This window comes from Zunongwangia sp., assembly GCF_048269745.1.
In the GTDB taxonomy this organism is placed as follows: Bacteria; Bacteroidota; Bacteroidia; order Flavobacteriales; family Flavobacteriaceae; genus Zunongwangia.
Genome location: NZ_JBLXIB010000002.1, coordinates 411236 through 432213, shown reverse-complemented (window position 1 = coordinate 432213; position 20978 = coordinate 411236). Strand labels below are relative to the sequence as shown.

General features: G+C 34.3%; 16 protein-coding genes. 11 read left to right on the top strand and 5 right to left on the bottom strand.

The annotated features are described in order from the left end of the window. Window positions 1–524: 524 nt before the first annotated feature. A complete protein-coding gene (locus ACN0WI_RS04775; RefSeq protein WP_417885488.1) occupies window positions 525–3551 on the top strand; it encodes a SusC/RagA family TonB-linked outer membrane protein in 3027 nt (1008 codons plus the stop codon). Between the two features lie 17 nt (window positions 3552–3568). Continuing rightward, window positions 3569–5377, top strand: coding sequence for a RagB/SusD family nutrient uptake outer membrane protein (locus tag ACN0WI_RS04770; protein ID WP_417885487.1), 1809 nt, complete (start codon window positions 3569–3571; stop codon window positions 5375–5377). A gap of 114 nt (window positions 5378–5491) precedes the next feature. Here ACN0WI_RS04770 and ACN0WI_RS04765 read toward each other — a convergent pair whose 3' ends face one another. Further along, a complete protein-coding gene (locus ACN0WI_RS04765; RefSeq protein ID WP_417885485.1) occupies window positions 5492–7447 on the bottom strand; it encodes a glycoside hydrolase family 97 catalytic domain-containing protein in 1956 nt (651 codons plus the stop codon). Window positions 7448–7643: 196 nt separating this feature from the next. Here ACN0WI_RS04765 and ACN0WI_RS04760 point away from each other — a divergent pair, with 196 nt between their 5' ends. Continuing rightward, window positions 7644–10091 carry a glycoside hydrolase family 2 TIM barrel-domain containing protein gene (locus tag ACN0WI_RS04760; RefSeq protein ID WP_417885483.1) on the top strand — a complete coding sequence of 816 codons (2448 nt, stop codon included), beginning with the start codon at window positions 7644–7646 and terminating at the stop codon, window positions 10089–10091. Window positions 10092–10136: 45 nt separating this feature from the next. On the opposite strand, the gene ACN0WI_RS04755 is transcribed toward ACN0WI_RS04760, so the two are convergent. Next, window positions 10137–10649 (bottom strand): GNAT family N-acetyltransferase, encoded by a 513-nt coding sequence (locus ACN0WI_RS04755; protein ID WP_417885482.1) that lies wholly within the window; start codon window positions 10647–10649, stop codon window positions 10137–10139. A 259-nt stretch (window positions 10650–10908) separates the two neighbouring features. On the opposite strand from ACN0WI_RS04755, the gene ACN0WI_RS04750 reads away from it, so the two are divergent. Next, window positions 10909–11112: a hypothetical protein gene (locus ACN0WI_RS04750; protein WP_417885481.1), complete on the top strand. Its 204-nt coding sequence runs from the start codon at window positions 10909–10911 to the stop codon at window positions 11110–11112. A gap of 9 nt (window positions 11113–11121) precedes the next feature. Here the strand turns inward: ACN0WI_RS04750 and ACN0WI_RS04745 are convergent, their stop codons facing one another. After that, window positions 11122–11709, bottom strand: a complete 588-nt coding sequence (locus ACN0WI_RS04745; RefSeq protein ID WP_417885480.1) for a riboflavin synthase — start codon at window positions 11707–11709, stop codon at window positions 11122–11124. 60 nt (window positions 11710–11769) lie between these two features. Here ACN0WI_RS04745 and pdxA point away from each other — a divergent pair, with 60 nt between their 5' ends. The 7 genes from pdxA (at window position 11770) to ACN0WI_RS04710 (ending at window position 17556) form a co-directional block, all read left to right on the top strand. Continuing rightward, window positions 11770–12816, top strand: a complete 1047-nt coding sequence (gene pdxA / locus ACN0WI_RS04740; RefSeq protein ID WP_417885479.1) for a 4-hydroxythreonine-4-phosphate dehydrogenase PdxA — start codon at window positions 11770–11772, stop codon at window positions 12814–12816. 95 nt (window positions 12817–12911) lie between these two features. After that, entirely contained in the window at window positions 12912–13445 is a 534-nt protein-coding gene (locus ACN0WI_RS04735; RefSeq protein ID WP_417885478.1) for a YceD family protein, read from the top strand. 13 nt (window positions 13446–13458) lie between these two features. Continuing rightward, entirely contained in the window at window positions 13459–13656 is a 198-nt protein-coding gene (gene rpmF / locus ACN0WI_RS04730; RefSeq protein WP_417885477.1) for a 50S ribosomal protein L32, read from the top strand. Window positions 13657–13828: 172 nt separating this feature from the next. Beyond that, window positions 13829–14824, top strand: coding sequence for a beta-ketoacyl-ACP synthase III (locus ACN0WI_RS04725; RefSeq protein WP_417885476.1), 996 nt, complete (start codon window positions 13829–13831; stop codon window positions 14822–14824). Window positions 14825–14838: 14 nt separating this feature from the next. After that, window positions 14839–15348, top strand: a complete 510-nt coding sequence (accB, locus tag ACN0WI_RS04720; protein WP_417885475.1) for an acetyl-CoA carboxylase biotin carboxyl carrier protein — start codon at window positions 14839–14841, stop codon at window positions 15346–15348. A 54-nt stretch (window positions 15349–15402) separates the two neighbouring features. After that, entirely contained in the window at window positions 15403–16752 is a 1350-nt protein-coding gene (gene accC, locus ACN0WI_RS04715) for an acetyl-CoA carboxylase biotin carboxylase subunit (RefSeq protein ID WP_417885474.1), read from the top strand. A gap of 354 nt (window positions 16753–17106) precedes the next feature. Continuing rightward, window positions 17107–17556, top strand: coding sequence for a transcription elongation factor (locus ACN0WI_RS04710; protein WP_417885473.1), 450 nt, complete (start codon window positions 17107–17109; stop codon window positions 17554–17556). Between the two features lies 1 nt (window position 17557). On the opposite strand, the gene ACN0WI_RS04705 is transcribed toward ACN0WI_RS04710, so the two are convergent. Continuing rightward, the gene (locus ACN0WI_RS04705; RefSeq protein ID WP_417885472.1) at window positions 17558–18529 is read right to left on the bottom strand and encodes an ABC transporter ATP-binding protein; all 972 of its coding nucleotides are present in this window, start codon (window positions 18527–18529) and stop codon (window positions 17558–17560) included. A gap of 133 nt (window positions 18530–18662) precedes the next feature. After that, window positions 18663–20816, bottom strand: a complete 2154-nt coding sequence (locus ACN0WI_RS04700) for a prolyl oligopeptidase family serine peptidase (RefSeq protein WP_417885470.1) — start codon at window positions 20814–20816, stop codon at window positions 18663–18665. Window positions 20817–20978 lie beyond the last annotated feature (162 nt).

Here is a 20978-nt window from a genome sequence, read left to right as displayed (position 1 = left end):
TTTTTCTCAGTTCCGACTAAGAAACTCTCATCAATTTATCTTTTATTAAAATTTATTGTAATGAAAACCAAAAATAAAGGAGTTACAAATTTTGACAGAAAATTCATAAATCAAATTCAAGAGTTAAGCAGATTGAAAGTATCTTTTTTAGAATCATAAAAGTTATAAAGTAAACCTTAAAAACTCATAATAATCTTTTGATAGTTACATACAGTTTTGATACAAGATGCTCCAAATGGCTGTATATATTAACTGAAAATTACTAGAAGCTATAAATAAGGTTAAGAAATTTACGACTTCTGATGAGTTTGTTAATTTTATAATAATCTTAAGGCAATGCAAAAAAAAAAAATATTCACTTATTTAGCTGCTGTAAATTTTGAGTGAAGAATATAATTTAAAGCTCTCTTTTAAGCATTTAAAAAAGCGAGTGAATTTACTATGAATTTATAAATAAAAACCGCAGAAGCTACCAACAACTGCGGTTATAAATTAAGCATTGTGCAACCAATTACTTAACTATTATGTATTTTAAAATTACTCATTTAAAATCGAAAAAAATCCTTTTTGGCCTTTCGGTTTTATTTTTTTCCCAGGCTGGGCAAGCCACTCCTACAAAAATTCCGTTAATAAGTACCAATATAGAAAAAAATGCCATACAACAAACAATAAGTGGTATTGTAACTGACGAGCAAGGTATGCCCCTCCCGGGAGCAACTGTTTTGGTAAAAGGAACAAATAACGGAGTCACTACAAATTTCGATGGAGAATTTACTATTCAGGCTCAAGAAGGAGATGTTTTAAAATTTTCATTTGTAGGGTTTAAAGCTTTTGAACTAAAAGTTTCTGGACAAACCAACTTTGATGTTCAATTGGAAGCCAATAATGCTTCACTTGATGAAGTTTTAGTGGTAGGGTATGGTACTCAGAAAAAATCAGATTTAACAGGAGCTGTATCCTCAGTTAGCGATAAAGATTTCAATAAAGGAATTAACACCAATCCCGGAAATTTATTACAAGGTAAAGTTTCAGGCTTAAATGTTACTAATGCCAGTGGAGAGCCTGGTTCAGGTCAAGATATTGTTATTCGGGGAGTAGGAACATTACGATCTGGTACTTCTCCTTTATATGTAATTGATGGTTTTTTACTTGATAATTCTGATACAGGAATGCCTGCAAACCCTTTAAATTTTATTAATACAGAAGATATTGAATCTATCAATGTATTGAAAGATGCATCAGCTGCAGCAATATATGGTTCTCGTGCAGCCAATGGGGTAGTGGTAATCACCACAAAAAAAGGGAAAGCGGGAAGGACACAAATGAATTTTTCTGCTTCCACAGCAATTTCTTCTATAGCAAATAAGATAGATGTATTTTCTGCAGATGAATTTAGACGAGTTGTTCAAGAAGTTGGAGGAAATTTAAGTGATAACGGAGCCAATACAGATTGGCAAGATGAACTCACGAGAACAGCAATTACAAACGATTTGAATTTCTCTATGAGTGGAGGTACCTCAAAAACATCTTATTTTGCATCCGTAGGAGCTAGAGATCAAGAGGGTATTCTTAACAATAGTAATATAAAACGTTATTCAGGTAGATTTAATGTTACTCAAAAAGGATTAGGTGATCGTTTAAAAATAGATTTAAATTTATCGGCTACTAGAACTGAAAACGAGCGGCCTGATACTGAAACTATGGTTAGTAATATGTTGTCTTTAAACCCTACTAGACCTGCATATACTGATGGAGAACCTACAATTTTCGGGACAGGAATAAATCCCTTAATTATTCAAAATATTTATGGAGATTATTCGACCAATAACAGGATGATTGCAAATATTTCTCCATCTCTAGATATTATAGATGGGTTAACCTATAAATTAAATTTTGGGGTCGATTATTCAAAAACTGATAGAGATGAACAGTTTATTCCTTACTCTGCAGATCCAGATTATGCAGAAGGATCAATAGAATCTTTCTTCACTACAAATAAAAATACGCTTATAGAAAATACCTTAACCTACGATACTGATTTCGGAGATCATGGTATAAGTCTTTTAGCAGGGCATTCTTATCAGAAGTTTTATGTGCATTCTAAACAATATTATTTTACAAAGTTTCCTGATAATGGTATTGAGCCAAGATATCAACTTGAAGAAGCAAGAGGAGATGATAACACACAATCTTCAGAAGCTGTTAAAAACGAGTTACAATCTTTTTTTGGAAGAGTAAATTATAATTATGCAGATAAATATTTAGTGACCGCTACAGTACGTTCTGATGGTTCTACTAAGTTTGGAGAAAATAATGAATATGCGGTTTTCCCGTCTTTTGCTTTGGGTTGGAATATTCATAAAGAAGATTTCTTAGAAAATTCTGCGATTAGTAATTTAAAACTAAGAGCAAGTTGGGGAAAGTCCGGTAATCAGGAAATTCCTTCTAAGCAAACTCATTTAAGTTACGGAGAGAGTTTCGATGATAACGACATCTATCCAATGGATGGTAATGAAATTAATAAAGAAGATTATCCGTATGGTTTAGTATTCGCACGTACTGCAAATCCAGATCTACAATGGGAAGAAACAACCCAAACAAATATTGGGCTTGATTTTGGTTTTTTTAATCAGAAATTAACCGGTACAGTGGATTATTTTTCAAAAGAAACTACCGACGTATTGCTTTATTTCTCTACTCAAGATCCTATTGATGAGGTTGGCTATACCTGGCAAAACATTCCTAATATGAAAATTGAAAATTCAGGTCTGGAAGTGTCTTTGGATTTTCAGAGTGACCAAACCAGAGATTTCTCATACAATATTGGCGGAAACTTCTCATATATCAAAAACGAGATTAAAGATTCTCCATTTACAATTGTTACTACAGGAACTGCTCAAGGATCAGGGCAAACTGGGGCAACTATTAATGGATATATGAATAATCAACCTATCGGAAACTTTTTCTTAAGACAGTTTGAAGGTATTGGTCCAGATGGGCTTAGCCAGTTTACCGATATTAATGGTGATGGGCAAATTGATGATAGTGATCGTGTATCTTCAGGAAGTGCATTGCCCGATTTTATTTATGCTTTCTACACAAAATTCAATTATAAAAACTTCTATTTAGGATTAAACTTTAACGGAGTAAGTGGTAATAAAATTTACAACCATACTAGAATGAGTTTGTTTAATATGACACAAATTTCAAACTCATTAAATACAACAGATCAAGCTATCGAATTCGCTAATGAAGATCCTAGCAATACAAACATGGTTTCTACAAGGTATCTTGAAGATGGTAGCTTTTTACGTCTAAATAACGCAACACTTGCTTACGATTTAGATCCTGCAACAATAGGTTTAGGGAATTGGATAAATAGCTTCAGATTATCAGTAACCGGTCAAAACTTATTTGTAATCACCGATTATAGTGGATTTGATCCTGAATTAAACACAGGAAGTAGCAGCGATTCAAAATCCTATGGTATCGATTATTACACCTATCCTAAAGCAAGAACCTTTGTTTTTGGTTTAAATGTATCCTTCTAATTTTAAAAGTAGTAAAAATGAGACATAAAATTCTAACTGTATTTGCAGGACTTAGCGTATTGGCATTTACAAATTGTACAGATTTAGAAGAAGAAATATTAGATGAATCATTAACTGGGTCTGAGGGGCTAGTAGAACCAGTTTCCGGTTCAATGGCCGCAGCTTACGGAATTCTTCCACAAACCTTTAGACATACCCGTTACTTTGGTTTACAGGAAATCCCTTCAGACGAAGCAATTTTGCCTCCAAGAACTGGTTTAGGTGGAACGCAATGGGCAGATAATGATACCTATACTACAGCTCATAGACATTTAATGTCTTCAAGCAATAGTTTAGTTACCGGAGCTTGGAGCTATCTAACCACTGCGTTATTTAGAACTGTAGCAGCAATAGATGTAATCACTCCACTTGCTGAAGAAGGAGATGCAGAAGCGGTACAGGCGTTAGCTGAAATGAGAGCTTTAAGAGCCTATGAAAATATGTTATTTTTGGATAGTTGGGGACTGGTTTTTGTAAAAGAAACAACTTCTGAAACCTCTGAAATTTTAAGGGGAGAAGAAGCAGTGGCTTATATCGAATCTGAATTTTTAACAGCACTAGACAACATCAATAATGATCATGGTCCTGGTAGAATGACGGAAGATGCAATCTATGGATTTTTAGCAAAGCTTTATTTAAATGCAGCGGTATACAGAGATCCTTATGGTACTCCTAATTTCGCCGATGCCGATATGCAAAAAGTGGTAGAATACACCGATAATATTATTAATGATGGTGGTTATTCTTTATCCTCAGAATATTTTGATCTTTTTAATGATGATAATCACGATAATTCAGAGTTGATTTTTGCTTTGGATTTGCGCGGAGTGCTTAATAATGATCACAACCGTTGGGCATACTGGTCAATGTCTGGTTCTCTTTTTCCAAGACCTGGTGATTTTTATTTAAGTATGGACGGGACCGATGGCCCTGCCATGACTTCAGATTTTTATCAAACTTGGGTTGATGCTTATGGCAATGTAGACCCGGCTGATGCAGATGCCAGATTCTACCAGAAAAATGCACAGGTTCCGGCTGAGCTGGAAGATATTTCTGGACTTACTCCTTATGTAAAAGATACTTTAGGAAAAATAAGCGATAAAAATCATTATTTTATTGCAGGTTCAGATTTTGAAATCGATCGAGGGATTATCCGAGGAACTATGTGGGCACCTAGAAAAGAAAATTTCCGTTCAGGGAATTTCCTAACGGGTACCGATGCTAATGGAAATTCTGGATACCGAATTTATCCTTTAGCAGAAGCTCGTGAAAATGGATCAGATATTGAGGATATTACATATTACGTAAATCATACTTTAGATATTAGTTTGGATGGTAGTGCAGGTTATGCAAGTGGTTACCGTTTTGCAAAATGGCAATTCAGTAAAACATCAGACGATGGTAATAACTACAGTAGTGTAGACCTTATATTATTGCGATTAGCAGATGTATATCTTATGAGAGCTGAAGCTAAATTAAGAATGGGCGATAATGCTGGAGCTTTGCAAGATGTAAATATGGTAAGAACTTCTCGTGATGCGCGTCCAGACCAAACACCAGAGGCATTATCATCTATAAGCTTAGAAACTTTATATAGAGAACTTGGTTTTGAATTTTATTGGGAAATGCATCGTCGTCAAGACCAAATTAGATTTGGAAAATACGAGGATTCTTGGACTTCAAAATCGGATAGTGATCCTAACCACCGATTATTCCCAATTCCGCAGGAAGCTATAGATGGAGCTTCTAATGTAGAAGGATATTTATTACAGAACCCTGGGTATTAATAAATAATAAATTTGATTTGTAGTGGAAAGTGGCAGCATTTTTAAAATGGCTGCCACTTTTTTTATAGACTTTTTAAGTGTTGATAATCAAAAATCGATGTTTTCAATAAATTTTTATTCCTGAAAAATCATAGCACCACCTTCTGGTTGCATAGTAATTTTTAGCTTTCCGTTGTTATTAATTTTTTGAGTTTTAATAGCTGCAGAAGCATCTTTTTTATCGTATATAATTTTCACCTCTTTCCCGGCTAACATTGGTAAGTTTAGCATTACTGTTTTTTTGGTTTGTTCTCCATTTACTACGGGTACATACCATTTTTCGCCTTTCTGTCGGGCAATAGCTACATAATCTAAAGGTTTTCCACCAACATATAAAGTCTTATCCCAAGTTGTAGGGACGTTTTTAATAAAATCGATTATAAATTTAGGTTGTTCTTTTAAATTATTCGGAGTAATACCAAAATGCTGTACCGGAGAAAAATAAAGAACAGCAGTGGCCACTTCGAAAGCATCTGTAGTTTTTCGAATAGACCCGTTTTTTTGATCTTTAGATAAAACCTTATTAAAAAATACCGGAGCAAAATCCATAGCTCCAACAGCATTTCTGGTGAAGGGCAAAATAGTAGCATTTCGAGCATGCTTATTAGAGGAATCTTGCATAAAGATGAGGTTTTCTGAAGCTAAAACTGCTTCTGAAGTTACATAATTAGGGTACATTTTCTCCCACCCTCTAGGCAGCGTACAACCATGAAAGGTAATGGTTAACCCATATTTATTAGCATCGGTTAAAATATTTTCATACAATTTCATAGTGGTTTGCTTATCGCCTCCAAAAAAGTCGACTTTTAAACCTTTTACACCAATTTTTTGTAACCATTCCATTTCTTGTTGTCTGGCTATGGTATTATTCATTTTATCTTGAGGAGTTTGTGGTGCATTATTCCAAAATCCGTTAGAATTATACCATAAAATAACACCAATATTTTTAGATTTTGCATAATCTACTAACTCTGCAATTTTTTCTTTTCCTATGTTTCTGTCCCACCAGTTATCGATTAATACATATTCAAAATTAAGGTTTTCAGCCAAATCGATAAATGTACGTTGATCATCATAATTAATACTTCCGTCTTGCCAAACAATCCAACTCCATGTAGCTCTTCCCATTTTATAATCTATTGTTGGCTTATATTTTTGTTTTACCAAATCAAAAGCAACAGTAGATTCAATAATAGGATGTAAATCTTTACCCAACGTAATGGTCCTCCAAGGCGTTTTAGCAGGAAGCGCTTGTGCTGCATAGGTGTTGCCAAGGCTATTGTTTTCTTCTTCTTGAGGAAATTCAATACTAAATATTCCTTTTTCGGAAGCTTCGCTTAGCCTAGAACCCGGATAATGGCTATCTACTCCAGTTTCGGAAAGCAAAACCCAGCCTTTTTCAGGGATTTCGAATAAAGCAGGAAAAGTATAGCCAACGCCAAATTTAGAAGGTTTATTAAGAGAACCTCTTAAGGTATATTCTTCTTCATATGAAGGTTTCGTTTGGTTCCATCCAGACATTGCTTTGGCTTGTGGCGTAATAAAAGTTTTAGCATTATCGGGTAAATTGAAACTAGAAAGCTCTTTATATATTTTAATATTGGTTGCATTAGATTTTGCATTTATTCTATAGGAATAAGCGACATCAGTATTACTAACCCGAAATAGTATTTTTAGCGTATCTTTCTTCGAATTTATAAAAGTTGCGGTAAGCTGATTGGCAACATAATGAACTTTGCTAGTTTTAGCTTTTTTTAAAGAATACAAAGTATCTATTTGTGAAGTATTAGAGTTAATAAATTTCAAGCCTTTAGAGAAATCTCCTATAGAGCTTTTTAATCCTAAAACAGATTTTTCTAGAAAGTCTTCGTTACCTAGTTTAACGGAGTAAGAAGGTGTGGCGTTGGTAAATAGTTTTACAGCAATCAACTTGTCAGGACTATGTAAGAGTATACTTTCTTGACTATTAGAATTTATTGAAAATGATAAAAAAAGGCTAAAAATAATGAGTTTTAATGTGTTGGTTTTCATTTAGAAAGTTGGTTGGTTTTTTCAGTATCCTAAGATATTGAAATTTACCCGATATTTTTATTTTTAATATTGATGACTTATGTATGATTTCTGTTATCTAAACAAAATAGTTTTATAAATACAAGCCGGTAAATGCAGGATAGTTAATTTAATTAAAATAGATAACTTCGGATGTTAATACTTTAGCGTTTGTTTTATGAAAAATTATAAGGTTGAAGCAATACTTTTTTTATTTTTTGCTTTTTTAGTAGCAACATGTTTGGCGCAGCAACGGCACACTGAAATTCTTCAAAATGACTGGAAATTTATAAAAGGAGATCCTTCAGAAGCTAAAGAAATTTCTACAAATACTTCAGAATGGGAAAGTATAAGCCTACCTCACGATTGGGCGATAGCGGAAGATTTTATTAAAGATGGCGATGGTAATACTGGAAAATTACCCTGGAAAGGACAAGCCTGGTACCGCCGGGATTTAGACCTTTCGGCAATAAAAAAAGAAGAAAAAGTATTCCTGATTTTTGATGGTGTTATGGCTTTCCCAAAAGTGTATATTAATGGGGAGCTTGCAGGCCAATGGGATTACGGTTACAATTCATTTTATCTTGATATTTCAGATTATCTAGATTTTTCAGAAAATGCTAAAAACGTACTAGCCGTTCATGTAGATACACGAGAGCACGATAGCAGATGGTATCCGGGAGCCGGAATTTACAGGAAAGTAAGTTTGGTTACTATGGAGCCCATTCATACAAAAATCTGGGGAACGCAGGTTACCACTCCAATTATAAAACCAAATTATGCAGATGTCCGCATTTCGAGCTTGGTGAAAAATGAAACTTCCGAGGCGAAAAAAATAACCGTTACCCAGCGTATTTTAAATCCTGAAGGAAATGAGGTTGCTAACAAAAGTATTTCGCATGTTCTACGTGCTGGAGAAGAGAATTATTTTGAAGTAAATCCTCAGTTAATTGACCCTATGCGCTGGGATATCGAGCATCCAAATCTATATAAAACTATTACTGAAGTTAAGGTTGATGAAAAAATCGTAGATGTTTCAGAAACCACTTTCGGAATACGTACTATCGAATTTATGCCCGATGATGGTTTTCATTTAAACGGAAGAAGAGTTCAACTAAAAGGAGTGAACCTGCATCATGGGCATGGTCCGCTTGGAGCTGCGTTTTATCCACGAGCGATGGAACGACAACTAGAAATCATGAAATCGATGGGCGTGAATGCTATAAGAAGTAGCCATAATACTGCCCCTCCAGAAGTTTTAGAATTATGTGATAAAATGGGGGTTTTGATGTTTAACGAGGTTTTCGATAAGTATGATAGAAAAGCTGATATTGTAGATACGACTAATTTTGAAAATTTTGCTGAACGCAACATTCGCAATTTTGTAATGCGAGATCGAAATCATCCTTCTGTATTTATTTGGAGTATAGGGAACGAGATGCACGATGTACAGGCCAATTACAATAACGGGTTTAAGCGCTTGCATACCATGCTGAATTATGTTCGAAAATACGATCATACCCGGCCGGTAACCATGGTTAACGATGTGTTGGATAATGCAGCTTTACGGCATTTTGATTTTTACGATGTACATAGCTGGAATTACGGAAGGCGCTATCGATTAGCAAGACAAATGGAACCTAATAAATCGGTTATTATTTCAGAATCTGCATCTACGGTAAGTACACGCGGGTTTTACGAATTTCCGTTACCGGAGAAGAAAACAGATTTCACAAAATCACTGCAAGTAAGCTCTTACGATTTTCATGCACCAGATTGGGCAGAAATTGGGGATGATGATTTTATGTGGCAGCAGGACGAACCTTATATCGCAGGCGAGTTTGTGTGGACAGGTTTCGATTATTTAGGCGAACCAACACCTTACACTAATCGAACCGTAAAAGACATGGGGATGAGCGATAAAGAAGCTGCGCGTAGCTCTTACTTCGGAATTGTAGATATGGTAGGGATTCCAAAAGATCGATATTATTTATACAAAAGCTACTGGAAGCCAGAAGAAAAAACAATTCATATTTTACCACATTGGAACTGGGAAGGGAAAGAAGGAGAGAATGTTCCGGTTTTTGTATATACTAATGGCGATTGTGCCGAGCTTTTTATTAATGGAGAATCTCAAGGTAAACAATGTAAGTCGCCATCTTCTAAAAACGCTACAGAGCGTTTTCGCTTAATGTGGAAAGATGTGGTTTACCAACCTGGAGAATTGAAAGTAATCGCTTATAAGCAAGGAAAGAAATTAGGTGAAAAAACCGTAAAAACCACTTCGGAAGCGACCAAGATTAAGCTTTCAGCAGATCGAAAAATGATAAAAGCCAATGGGATGGATCTTTCTTATGTTTTGGTTGAAGCTTTTGATAAAGATGGAAATTTAGATCCTTTAGCGAATGAAAGTTTAGAAATTGAAGTAAGTGGAGCAGGAGAACTGGCCGGTGCCGGAAATGGTAATCCGCAATCTTTTGAGCCGCTTCAGAATGATAAAGTAGACTTATTCTACGGAAAAGCAATGATCATCCTTAAATCTGGAATGGAAGTAGGAACTATTAAGCTGAAAGTACGTAGTGATAATCTGAAAAGTGACACAATAAAAATTAAAACTGAAAAGTAAGAGAAAAGCATCGGTTTAGGATTTAACTAAGCCGATGATTCTATTTTAAAACTCTTTTGAAAAGACTAATCTTGATCCACGATCATTGGAAGCGATTTCTTTAACTTCAGTTAATCCTAGTTTTTTAATAGCATTTATGGATGCATGATTTTTTGGACTCGCAGCAGCCAAAATTCGAGGTTTTTGAAGCTCATTTTTAGCAAAATCAACCCAGAATTGTCCAATTTCGGTAGCAAAACCTTTTCCCCAAAAATCCTGATGCAGTACAAAACCAAATTCCAGATCATTTTCATCTTCTAGAAAATTGCAGGGAATTAAGCCTGTAAAACCAACAAAATCGCCTGTAGTTTTATCCAGAATGCATACAAAACCAATGCTATCGGTATCATTCAGAATAAAATCATTAGCTAAAATGCCCAAAAACTCCTTTTTGGTAAGTGTTCTACCTTTAAAAGCCGATTGCATTACCGTTTTATTCTCACAAAAAAGTTGATAAAGCGGCATAAATAATTCGGCTTCAAAACTTATAATTTTGAGTCGGTTGGTTTCTAATTGCAATGTTCTTTTTTTTTGATTCTAAAAGTTTTGTTGTAAAAATAAAGGTTTATCGAATTTAAATCGATTCATAACCTGATATTTAGCCCATCTATCGAATATTTAAGAAGTTTAACGAATAAAATTATTAGTTTTCACACCTTAACTTACTTTTGATGCAAAATACAAATCCTAGAATTAATAATTTGCGTAAGTATTTATAAGATAATTTTATAAAACTTAGTTTAAAGTTAGAATGCGAAAAAAATACTTTTATATTATTTTGTTTTACTTTCTTGCAAGTCCGATTATTGTTTTTGCCGCACAGGAAGTTAGTACACCTCCGGCTCCAAAACAAAGGGCTAGTGGTGCTCCTCCTTATGGATTACCACCAGCTCCAATAGACGATTGGATTCCTGGATTATTAATAGGAGCAACTTTAACTGGAAGCTATTACTTTTTAAAAAAAAGAAAGAAACTTTCTTGATTTTTGTTTTTAGCTAAATTCTTGCATACGCTTTACGTACTTCCCAATGACATCGAACTCTAGATTAACTATTTTCCCTTCTTTAATTTTTTTAAAATTGGTATGCTCATATGTGTACGGTATAATTGCTACCGAGAATTGATTTTTTTTAGAATCTACAACAGTTAAGCTAACTCCATTTACGGTAACCGATCCTTTTTCTATAGTAATGTTATGTAAGCTTGGATCGTACTCAAAAGTAAATTTCCAACTACCATCATATTTTTCAACACGAATACATTTTGCAGTTTGGTCTACGTGGCCTTGTACTATATGCCCATCTAAGCGATCGCCCAGTTTCATACCACGCTCTAAGTTAATGGCATCTCCAATATTTAATGTTTTTAAATTGGTTTTTGTTAGTGTTTCTTCAATAGCTGTAACAGTATATGAATTTTCTTCTATACTTACTACTGTTAGACAAACACCATTGTGAGCTACACTTTGATCTATTTTTAATTCAGGGGTAATTTTTGCAGTTACCTGAATATCTAAATTACTTCCTTTAGCAGTAATATTTTTAATTTTTCCTACTTCTTCTATAATTCCTGTAAACATAGGTTATATATTATTAGTTACCTTTGTAGTGTAAAATTAAAATTTATATTGGGAAGGCATATGAAACATCCTAAAAAGATAAAAATCGGACTTAGTATTGGAGATCTTAACGGTATCGGAAGTGAAATAGTGCTGAAAACATTTGAGGATTCGAGGATGTTAGAGTTCTGTACGCCTGTTATTTTTGCTTCAACTAAAATTATTACTTTTTTAAAGAAGAAATATAAATTATCACTTCATTTTCAAGGTGTAGATAGTGCTGAAAATGCTATTGACGGTAAAATTAATATCGTAAATGTTTGGAAAGAAAACGTAACGATAAAATTTGGAGAAGAAGATGTTAAAGTCGGAGAATATGCATTTAAATCTTTAGAGGCTGCTACAGAAGCTCTTAAAAAAGATACAATAGATGCATTAGTAACTGCCCCAATTAACAAGCATAGTATTCAATCCGATAAATTTAATTTTCCGGGACATACCGATTATTTAGCACAGCAACTAGAAGGGAATAGCTTGATGTTTATGATTACTGATACTCTTAAAGTAGGCTTATTTACCGATCATGTTGCGTTAAAAGATATTGCGAAGACAATAACCCCCGAATTAATAAGACAGAAAATTCATACGGTTCAACATTCTTTAAAACAAGATTTTAGAGTGCAAAAACCCAAAATCGCTGTTTTAGGAATAAATCCTCATAGTGGAGATAACGGCGTTATAGGTAATGAGGATGAGGTTGTTTTAAAACCAACGCTAAACCAATTGCGAGAAGAAGGCGAGTTAGTATATGGTCCTTTTTCTGCAGATAGTTTTTTTGGTTCTAAAAACTATTTAAATTACGATGCGGTAATAGCATCTTATCACGACCAAGGCCTTATTCCTTTTAAAACACTTTCTTTTGGAAAAGGAGTAAATTATACAGCAGGGCTTAATAAAGTTAGAACGTCTCCAGACCATGGAACAGCCTTTGAAATTGCAGGAAAAAATGAAGCAAATATTAGTTCGTTTAAAGAAGCAGTCTATAAAGCGATAGACATTTTTAATTGTAGGCAAGAATATAAAGAGCTAACAAAGAACTCTTTAAAAAAACAAGGAAAAAAGATCTAGGTGAAAAATTGTTTGTGAAAAACTTTTTAATTAATTTAATTTTTTATCTTTGCAGCCGCCTTTAGAAAGGCGGAGGCTCAAAACTGAGGAAGAATATGAAGAATATGAAAGCCTATACGATTCCTTTTGTAGGTTTAAAACTAGGGAAGCATCAGTTTGAGTACGATATTAACAACGAGTTCTTTGAACATTTTGAGTACGACGAATTTAACAATTCTAATGTGAAAATAGATTTGTTATTCGATAAGAAAAGTACCATGATGGAGCTTAGTTTTAAAGCTTCAGGAACGGTAAATGTAAATTGTGATATTACTAACGAAGCTTATGATCAACCTATAGAAAGCGATCTATATCTAGTGATTAAGTTTGGGGACGATTATAATTACGACAATGAAGATTTACTGATTATTCCACATGGAGAGTTTGAAGTTAACGTACAGCAATATATTTACGAACTGATTGTTTTAGCCGTACCAGCTAAACGAGTTCACCCAGGTGTTGAAGATGGTACTTTAGAATCTGAAGTACTTGATAAACTAGAGGAGTTAAGCTTAGACAATAAGGATAAGAAAGGTGGGGACGAAATAGATCCTCGATGGGATAAATTAAAAAATTTACTAAACGAATAAATAATAGGAAGCCATGGCACATCCAAAGAGAAAGATATCTAAAACTAGAAGGGATAAAAGAAGAACGCATTATAAAGCGTCTACACCACAAATCGGGACAGATCCAACAACAGGAGAAGCTCATTTATACCATAGAGCTCACTGGCATGAAGGTAAATTATATTACCGTGGTCAGGTATTAATTGATAATACTGAAGCAGTAGAAGCCTAATTTGGCACGATTTTAAAAAATTAAAACTCTCACCTACGTGGGAGTTTTTTGTTATTAGTTGAATAAGTCCGAAAAAGGCCTTAATTTGCACCGCTGTTTGCAGAAAATTAAGTGTTTGTAAAGATAATGTTATACTAACATTCTGTAAATTAGTTGGATAAAATTCAATTCTATGAATAAAATCACAGCAGCCATTACCGCTGTAGGAGGCTATGTGCCAGAAGATGTGTTAACCAACAAGATGTTGGAAAAATTGGTAGATACCAATGATGAATGGATCACTACCAGAACAGGAATTAAAGAACGTAGAATTTTAAAAGATCCCAATAAAGGAACTTCATACTTAGGGATTCAGGCTGCTAAAGATTTAATAAATAAAACAAATTTAGACCCTAAAGAAATAGATATGGTTATCTTGGCTACAGCGACGCCAGATATGCCAGTTGCAGCAACCGGAGTTCATGTAGCTTCAGAAATAGGTGCTGAAAATGCTTTTTCTTATGATTTACAAGCAGCATGCTCAGGTTTTTTATATGCAATGTCTACTGGGACAGCATACATAGAATCAGGTCGTTATAAAAAAGTTTTAGTGATAGGAGCAGATAAAATGTCTTCTATCATTGATTATACAGATAGAACTACCTGTATAATTTTTGGAGATGGTGCAGGGGCTGTTTTATTAGAACCAAACGAAGAAGGATACGGATTTCAAGATGAATTGTTAAGAGGAGATTCAATTGGTCGAAATTCATTACGAATAGAAGCAGGAGGATCACTTTTACCAACATCAGAGGAAACCTTAGCAAAAAAATTACATTACGTAAAGCAAGATGGGAAAACAGTTTTTAAATACGCTGTTTCAAACATGTCTGGCGTAAGTGCTCAAATTATGGAACGAAATAATTTAGCAAATAAAGATATAGATTGGTTAGTAGCGCACCAAGCGAATAAGCGAATAATTGGAGCTACAGCTAGTCGAATGGGATTAGAAGATGAAAAAGTTTTAATGAATATTGAACGTTACGGAAATACAACTTCTGCAACGCTTCCCCTATTATTGAGTGATTACGAGAAACAACTAAAAAAAGGAGATAATTTAATATTTGCATCATTTGGAGGCGGGTTCACATGGGGAGCTACGTATCTAAAATGGGCTTATAATTCTTAAATAACACCCTCATTATGGATTTAAAAGAAATTCAGAATTTAATAAAGTTTGTTGCCAAGTCTGGTGCCAGTGAAGTTAAACTGGAAACCGGGGATGTTAAAATAACAATTAGAACTGGCTCTGACGAGAAAGAAACTACCGTGGTACAGCAAGTACCTATGGGTGGACAACCAATGCAGCAAATGCCTGTGCAACAACAGCAACCTGCTGCGCCAACACAGCCAGCACAGGAATCTGCAGAAACTAAAGAAAAAGAAACAAAACCTGAAGAAGATACTTCTAAGTATATCACTGTAAAATCACCAATTATTGGTACTTTTTATAGAAAGCCTTCTCCAGATAAACCTGTATTTGCAGAAGTAGGAACTACTGTAAAAGAAGGCGATGTGCTTTGTGTAATTGAGGCTATGAAACTTTTCAATGAAATTGAAAGTGAAGTTTCTGGTAAAATCGTAAAAGTATTGGTAGATGATTCATCTCCGGTAGAATTCGATCAGCCTTTATTCTTAGTAGATCCTTCTTAGTATTTACCAAGAGTATAGGCAAAGTTTATTGCTTTGCTAACAAAAAATACAGGTATGTTTAAAAAAATATTAATTGCCAATAGAGGTGAGATTGCTATGCGTATTATCCGTACGTGTAAAGAAATGGGTATTAAAACCGTAGCAGTTTATTCTACAGCAGATGCAGAAAGTTTACATGTTAGATTTGCAGATGAAGCTGTATGTATAGGGCCTCCTCCAAGTAATCAATCGTATTTAAAGATTGCCAATATTATTTCTGCTGCAGAAATCACAAATGCAGATGCCATTCATCCTGGATATGGATTTCTTTCTGAAAATGCTAAATTTTCAAAAATTTGCGAAGAGCACGATATTAAATTTATCGGAGCTTCAGGAGATATGATTAATAAAATGGGAGATAAAGCTACTGCAAAAGCTACAATGAAAGCAGCAGGAGTTCCATGTGTTCCAGGTTCAGAAGGAATTTTGGAGGATTTCGATGAATGTCTTAAACTAGCTAAAGAAATCGGATTTCCGGTAATGCTAAAAGCTACTGCCGGTGGTGGAGGTAAAGGAATGAGAGCTGTTTGGAAAGAGGAAAATTTACAAAACGCTTGGGACTCTGCACGTCAAGAATCTGCTGCAGCTTTCGGAAACGATGGCATGTACATGGAAAAACTGATTGAAGAGCCTCGCCATATCGAAATTCAAATTATTGGTGACCAAACCGGAAAAGCTTGTCATCTTTCAGAAAGAGATTGTTCGGTACAACGTAGACACCAAAAATTAACAGAAGAAACGCCTTCTCCATTTATGACGCCTAAATTGCGTAAAAAAATGGGAGAAGCTGCTGTAAAAGCTGCTGAATATATTCAGTATGAAGGTGCAGGAACAGTAGAGTTTTTGGTAGATAAACACCGAAATTTCTACTTTATGGAAATGAATACTCGAATTCAAGTAGAACATCCAATTACTGAGCAGGTTATAGATTACGATCTTATTCGTGAGCAAATTCTTGTAGCCGCAGGTATTCCTATTTCTGGTAAAAACTACGAGCCTCAATTGCATTCTATCGAGTGTCGTATTAATGCAGAAGATCCATATCATAATTTTAGACCTTCACCAGGAAAAATCGAAAACTTACACGCTCCAGGTGGACATGGAGTTCGAATTGATACTCATGTATACAGCGGATATATAATTCCTCCGCATTACGATTCAATGATTGCTAAATTAATTACAACAGCGCAAACGCGTGAAGAAGCAATCAGTAAAATGAGACGTGCTTTAGATGAGTTTGTTATAGAAGGGGTAAAAACCACTATTCCATTTCACCGTCAGTTGATGGATAATCCAGATTATATAGCTGGTAATTATACTACAGCATTCATGGATAGTTTTGAAATGAAACCAATAGAAGAATAACTATTATTTTTTTATAATTTGAAGCCCTCGATAATCATCGGGGGTTTTTTATTGAAATTAGTTTTTCCTATAGAAATTTTAAAACCATGCTTTTTTTTATAAAGTGTATTTCTTTGCCCTAAAAAAAATTATTTTGGAAAAGTTTACAAGTGTATTTTACATTCTTAATTGAAATGCTATAGTCTAAAGAACGGATTTTAGAAGTATATTTAAATAGAATTGAAATGGGTAAAAGAATGAAGTGCAAGCAGCACCCCAAGTTTGTTTAGTAATTACATCAAAAAATAAAAGGATGGATTATTTAGTAAATGAAAAACTACGGAAAACTAAACTTAAAGACTAAAATTATTGAATTTGACTATAAAAGATCGACTATATAATTCTTGTGAAGAATATTTAGAAACTCGCATTCAGCGTATTTCAAAACTGCTTAAAGATCTTGAAGACGATATGGAGAACGAAGGCAAAAGTAGTGCCGGGGATAAATTTGAAACCGGAAGAGAGATGATGAGTGCTGAATGGAATAAACTATCTAAACAATTAATTGAATTTAAACAGCAAAAGCAAACGCTAAACTTAGCTAAGAGAAGACAAAGCTCTAAGACTGTTCAGTTAGGGAGTTTAGTAAAAACTTCAGCATCAAATTACTTTATTAGCATATCTTCCGGAAAAATTAAGCTAGAAGATAAGCTTTTTTATGCTATAGGAGCTAACTCTCCGATAGCACGCTTACTATTGGGAAAATCTGAAGGATCTGAATTTGAATTTAATAAAACAAAGAATACTATTTTAAGCGTAGAATAACTTATTTTCTACGTTTTTCAATTAGTTTTTTTGAAACTTTCAACGAAATTAAAGCTCCCGGTTGAATAGCGTGAGAATGGTCAATATAAATTGTAGTGTTTTTTAATTTAGCTTCAATTAAATATGAATTTCCTTTGAAATACGAGTGAAGAACTTGTGCTTTAATTGGTGAATTTTCAATGATTTTGATTTCTTCGGGATATAGAATTATTTTTTTTCTGGAGTTTTCTTCAGAAATAATATCCTTAAACATAACTTCGTTTACATCTCCAAATAAAGAGGCTACATATTTGTTAGGCGGATTGTTATAAAGTTTTTCCGGACTGGCTTTTGCATAAATTTTATGATTTTTTAAAACCATAGTAGTATCAGCAAAAGAAAGGGCATCGGTAATATCGTGTGTAGCGACAATGCAAGTAATATTTTTTTCTTTTAAATAGCGAAATAACTTTCTACGGAGATTGTTTTTTCTAAAATGGTCAATATGGCTAAACGGTTCATCTAATAAAATTAACTCTGGTTCTTTAGCTAATGCTCTAGCTAATGCTACACGCTGTTGCTGGCCTCCACTCAATAATTTTGTTTTTCTATCGGCAAATTCTTCTAATTCTACTACTTCTAAAAGTTCTTTAATTCGTTTCTCTTTTTTTTCTGGATACATGTTACTAAGATACTTACCTACATTTTTAGCAACACTTAAGGGGAGCATTAAATCGAAATCTTGGGCTAGGTACTTAATAAAATCTTCTCCAGGAACTAAATTAAAATAGGGCCCAAGTAGTTCGGTCTCTTTCCAGAAAATTTTTCCATCGGTATGTAAAAGGCCGTAAATTAGTTGCAATAACGTACTCTTACCACAACCGCTTTCTCCAATAATAGAAATATTTTCTCCGGGCTGAACCTTTAGGTTTATATTTTTTAAAACTTCAGCACCATTTTCGTAATTAAAAGAGACATTTTCAAGCCTTAGCATAACGTATTAATTCTAAAAATTTGGATGTTGAAGATACGTTTTTACAATCTGTAGAGAAAGAAAAAAGCGTATTGATTTTTGTAAATATTCAAAAATCAATACGCTTTTATAGTATTTAAAAATCAATAAAAAATTATTGATTTTCGATTGAATTCGGAAGCTTTTTAAATCCCATGTTGTATAGTGTAAAACCAAAAATATCAGCATACTCATCGATAATCATGCTAGTTGGTTTTCCGGCTCCGTGACCAGCTTTAGTTTCTATCCGAATAAGTACAGGCTCATTACCAGCTTGTTTTTCCTGTAATTCCGCAGCAAATTTAAATGAATGTGCAGGAACAACACGATCATCATGGTCTCCTGTGGTTATTAAAGTCGCTGGATATTCAGTACCTTCTTTTACATTATGAACAGGTGAATACCCATATAAATAATTGAACATTTCTTTACTGTCTTCTGCCGTTCCATAATCGTAAGCCCATCCTGCTCCTGCAGTAAAGGTATGGTAACGTAACATATCCATAACGCCTACCGCCGGTAGAGCGACCTTCATTAAATCGGGGCGTTGCGTCATAGTGGCACCAACTAATAATCCGCCGTTAGAACCTCCTCTAATAGCTAAATAATCTGTAGATGTATAGTTGTTATCAATTAAAAATTCGGCAGCAGCAATAAAATCGTCAAACACATTTTGTTTTTTCATTTTAATTCCTGCATCGTGCCATTCACGGCCGTACTCTCCACCACCACGAAGATTCGGCACTGCGTATACACCACCTTGTTCTAACCACACTGCATTAGCCGTGCTAAACGATGGGGTTAAACTAATATTGAAACCGCCGTAACCATATAAAATTGTAGGGTTTTTACCGTTTAATTCCGTTCCTTTTTTATAGGTGATAATCATTGGGACTTTTGTACCATCTTTAGAGGTATAAAAAACTTGTTTACTCTCGTAATCTTCCGGATTAAAGTTGATAGCAGGTTTGTTATATACTTCAGATGTTCCTGCTTCAATATCGAATTTATAAATGGTACCCGGTGTTACATAATTGGTAAACGAATAATAAAGTGTTTCATTCTCTTTTTTAGTGCTAAAACCACCCACTGAGCCTAATCCGGGTAATTTTACTTCGCGTATTAAATTCCCTTGGTAATCGTACTGTTTTACTTTTGAAACGGCATCTACCATATATTCAGCAAAAAAGTAACCGCCTCCGGTGGATGGACTTAATACATTTTCGGTTTCCGGTATAAAATCTTTCCAGTTTTCTGGAGTTGGATTAGCAGCATTTACCGTTATTATTCTTTGGTTAGGAGCATCTAGATTGGTTACAATAAATAATTTACTACCTTCATTATCGATCACATAAGTATCGGTTTCTTCATTATCGATAATCGTCCTTAATTCAGGATTTTTTTGAGTTAGATCCATCATAAAAAGTTTTCCTCCAGAAGTTGAATTTCTAGCTGAAATAAATAAATAGTGGTTATCTTCACTTACACTACCACCTACATATCGATGTTTTTGCTCGGTAGTTCCCCCAAAAATAATTTTATCGTCCGATTGTGGCGTTCCAAGTTTATGATAGAATAGGCGGTGTTGGTCGGTTTTTGCAGAAAGCTCGCTTCCTTCCGGTTTCTTGTAGCTAGAATAGTAGAACCCTTCATTGCCTTTCCAAGAAATACCACTAAATTTTATGTTTTTAAGTGTGTCCTCAGCCACTTTTTTAGTTTCAGCATCTAGTACAATTACTTTCCGCCAATCGCTTCCTCCTTCAGAAATACTATATGCTGCCATTTTTCCGTTTTCAGAAAAACTTAGGCCTCCTAGCGATGTTGTTCCATCTTTGCTGAATTTATTAGGGTCTAAAAATACTTCGGCCTTGTCGTTTTCATTTTTTCGGCGGTAAATTACATATTGATTCTGTAGTCCATCGTTTTTTGAAAAATAGGTGTATTCTCCTTCAATAAAAGGGGCACCAATTTTTTCGTAATTCCATATTTCAGACAAACGCCTTTTTAAAGAATCTCGAAATGGAATTTTATCTAAGTAATCGAAAGTGACTTTATTTTCGGCCTTTACCCATTCTTCGGTTTCTTCGCTACGATCGTTCTCTAACCATCGATATGGATCTTTAACTTTTGTTCCAAAATAATCGGTTACAGTATCTACTTTTTTGGTTTTGGGATAATTCAATACGGTCTCTTTTTTAGTGTTTTGATTTTTACAGGAAGCTACTGCTGCTACTGCAAAAATCCCGATGAATAATTTTTTTGTTATCATAAAATTAGTGATGAATTTGAACATATATTTTAAATATACTGTAATTTTTACTTCTTAAAGTATTGATACTATAGTAATTGTCTATCTTTTAAATGAATAACTTTAAAATAAGATAGCTAAAAGAATGATTTTTAATAACAAAAAGTCTTCTCACGGCGAAAT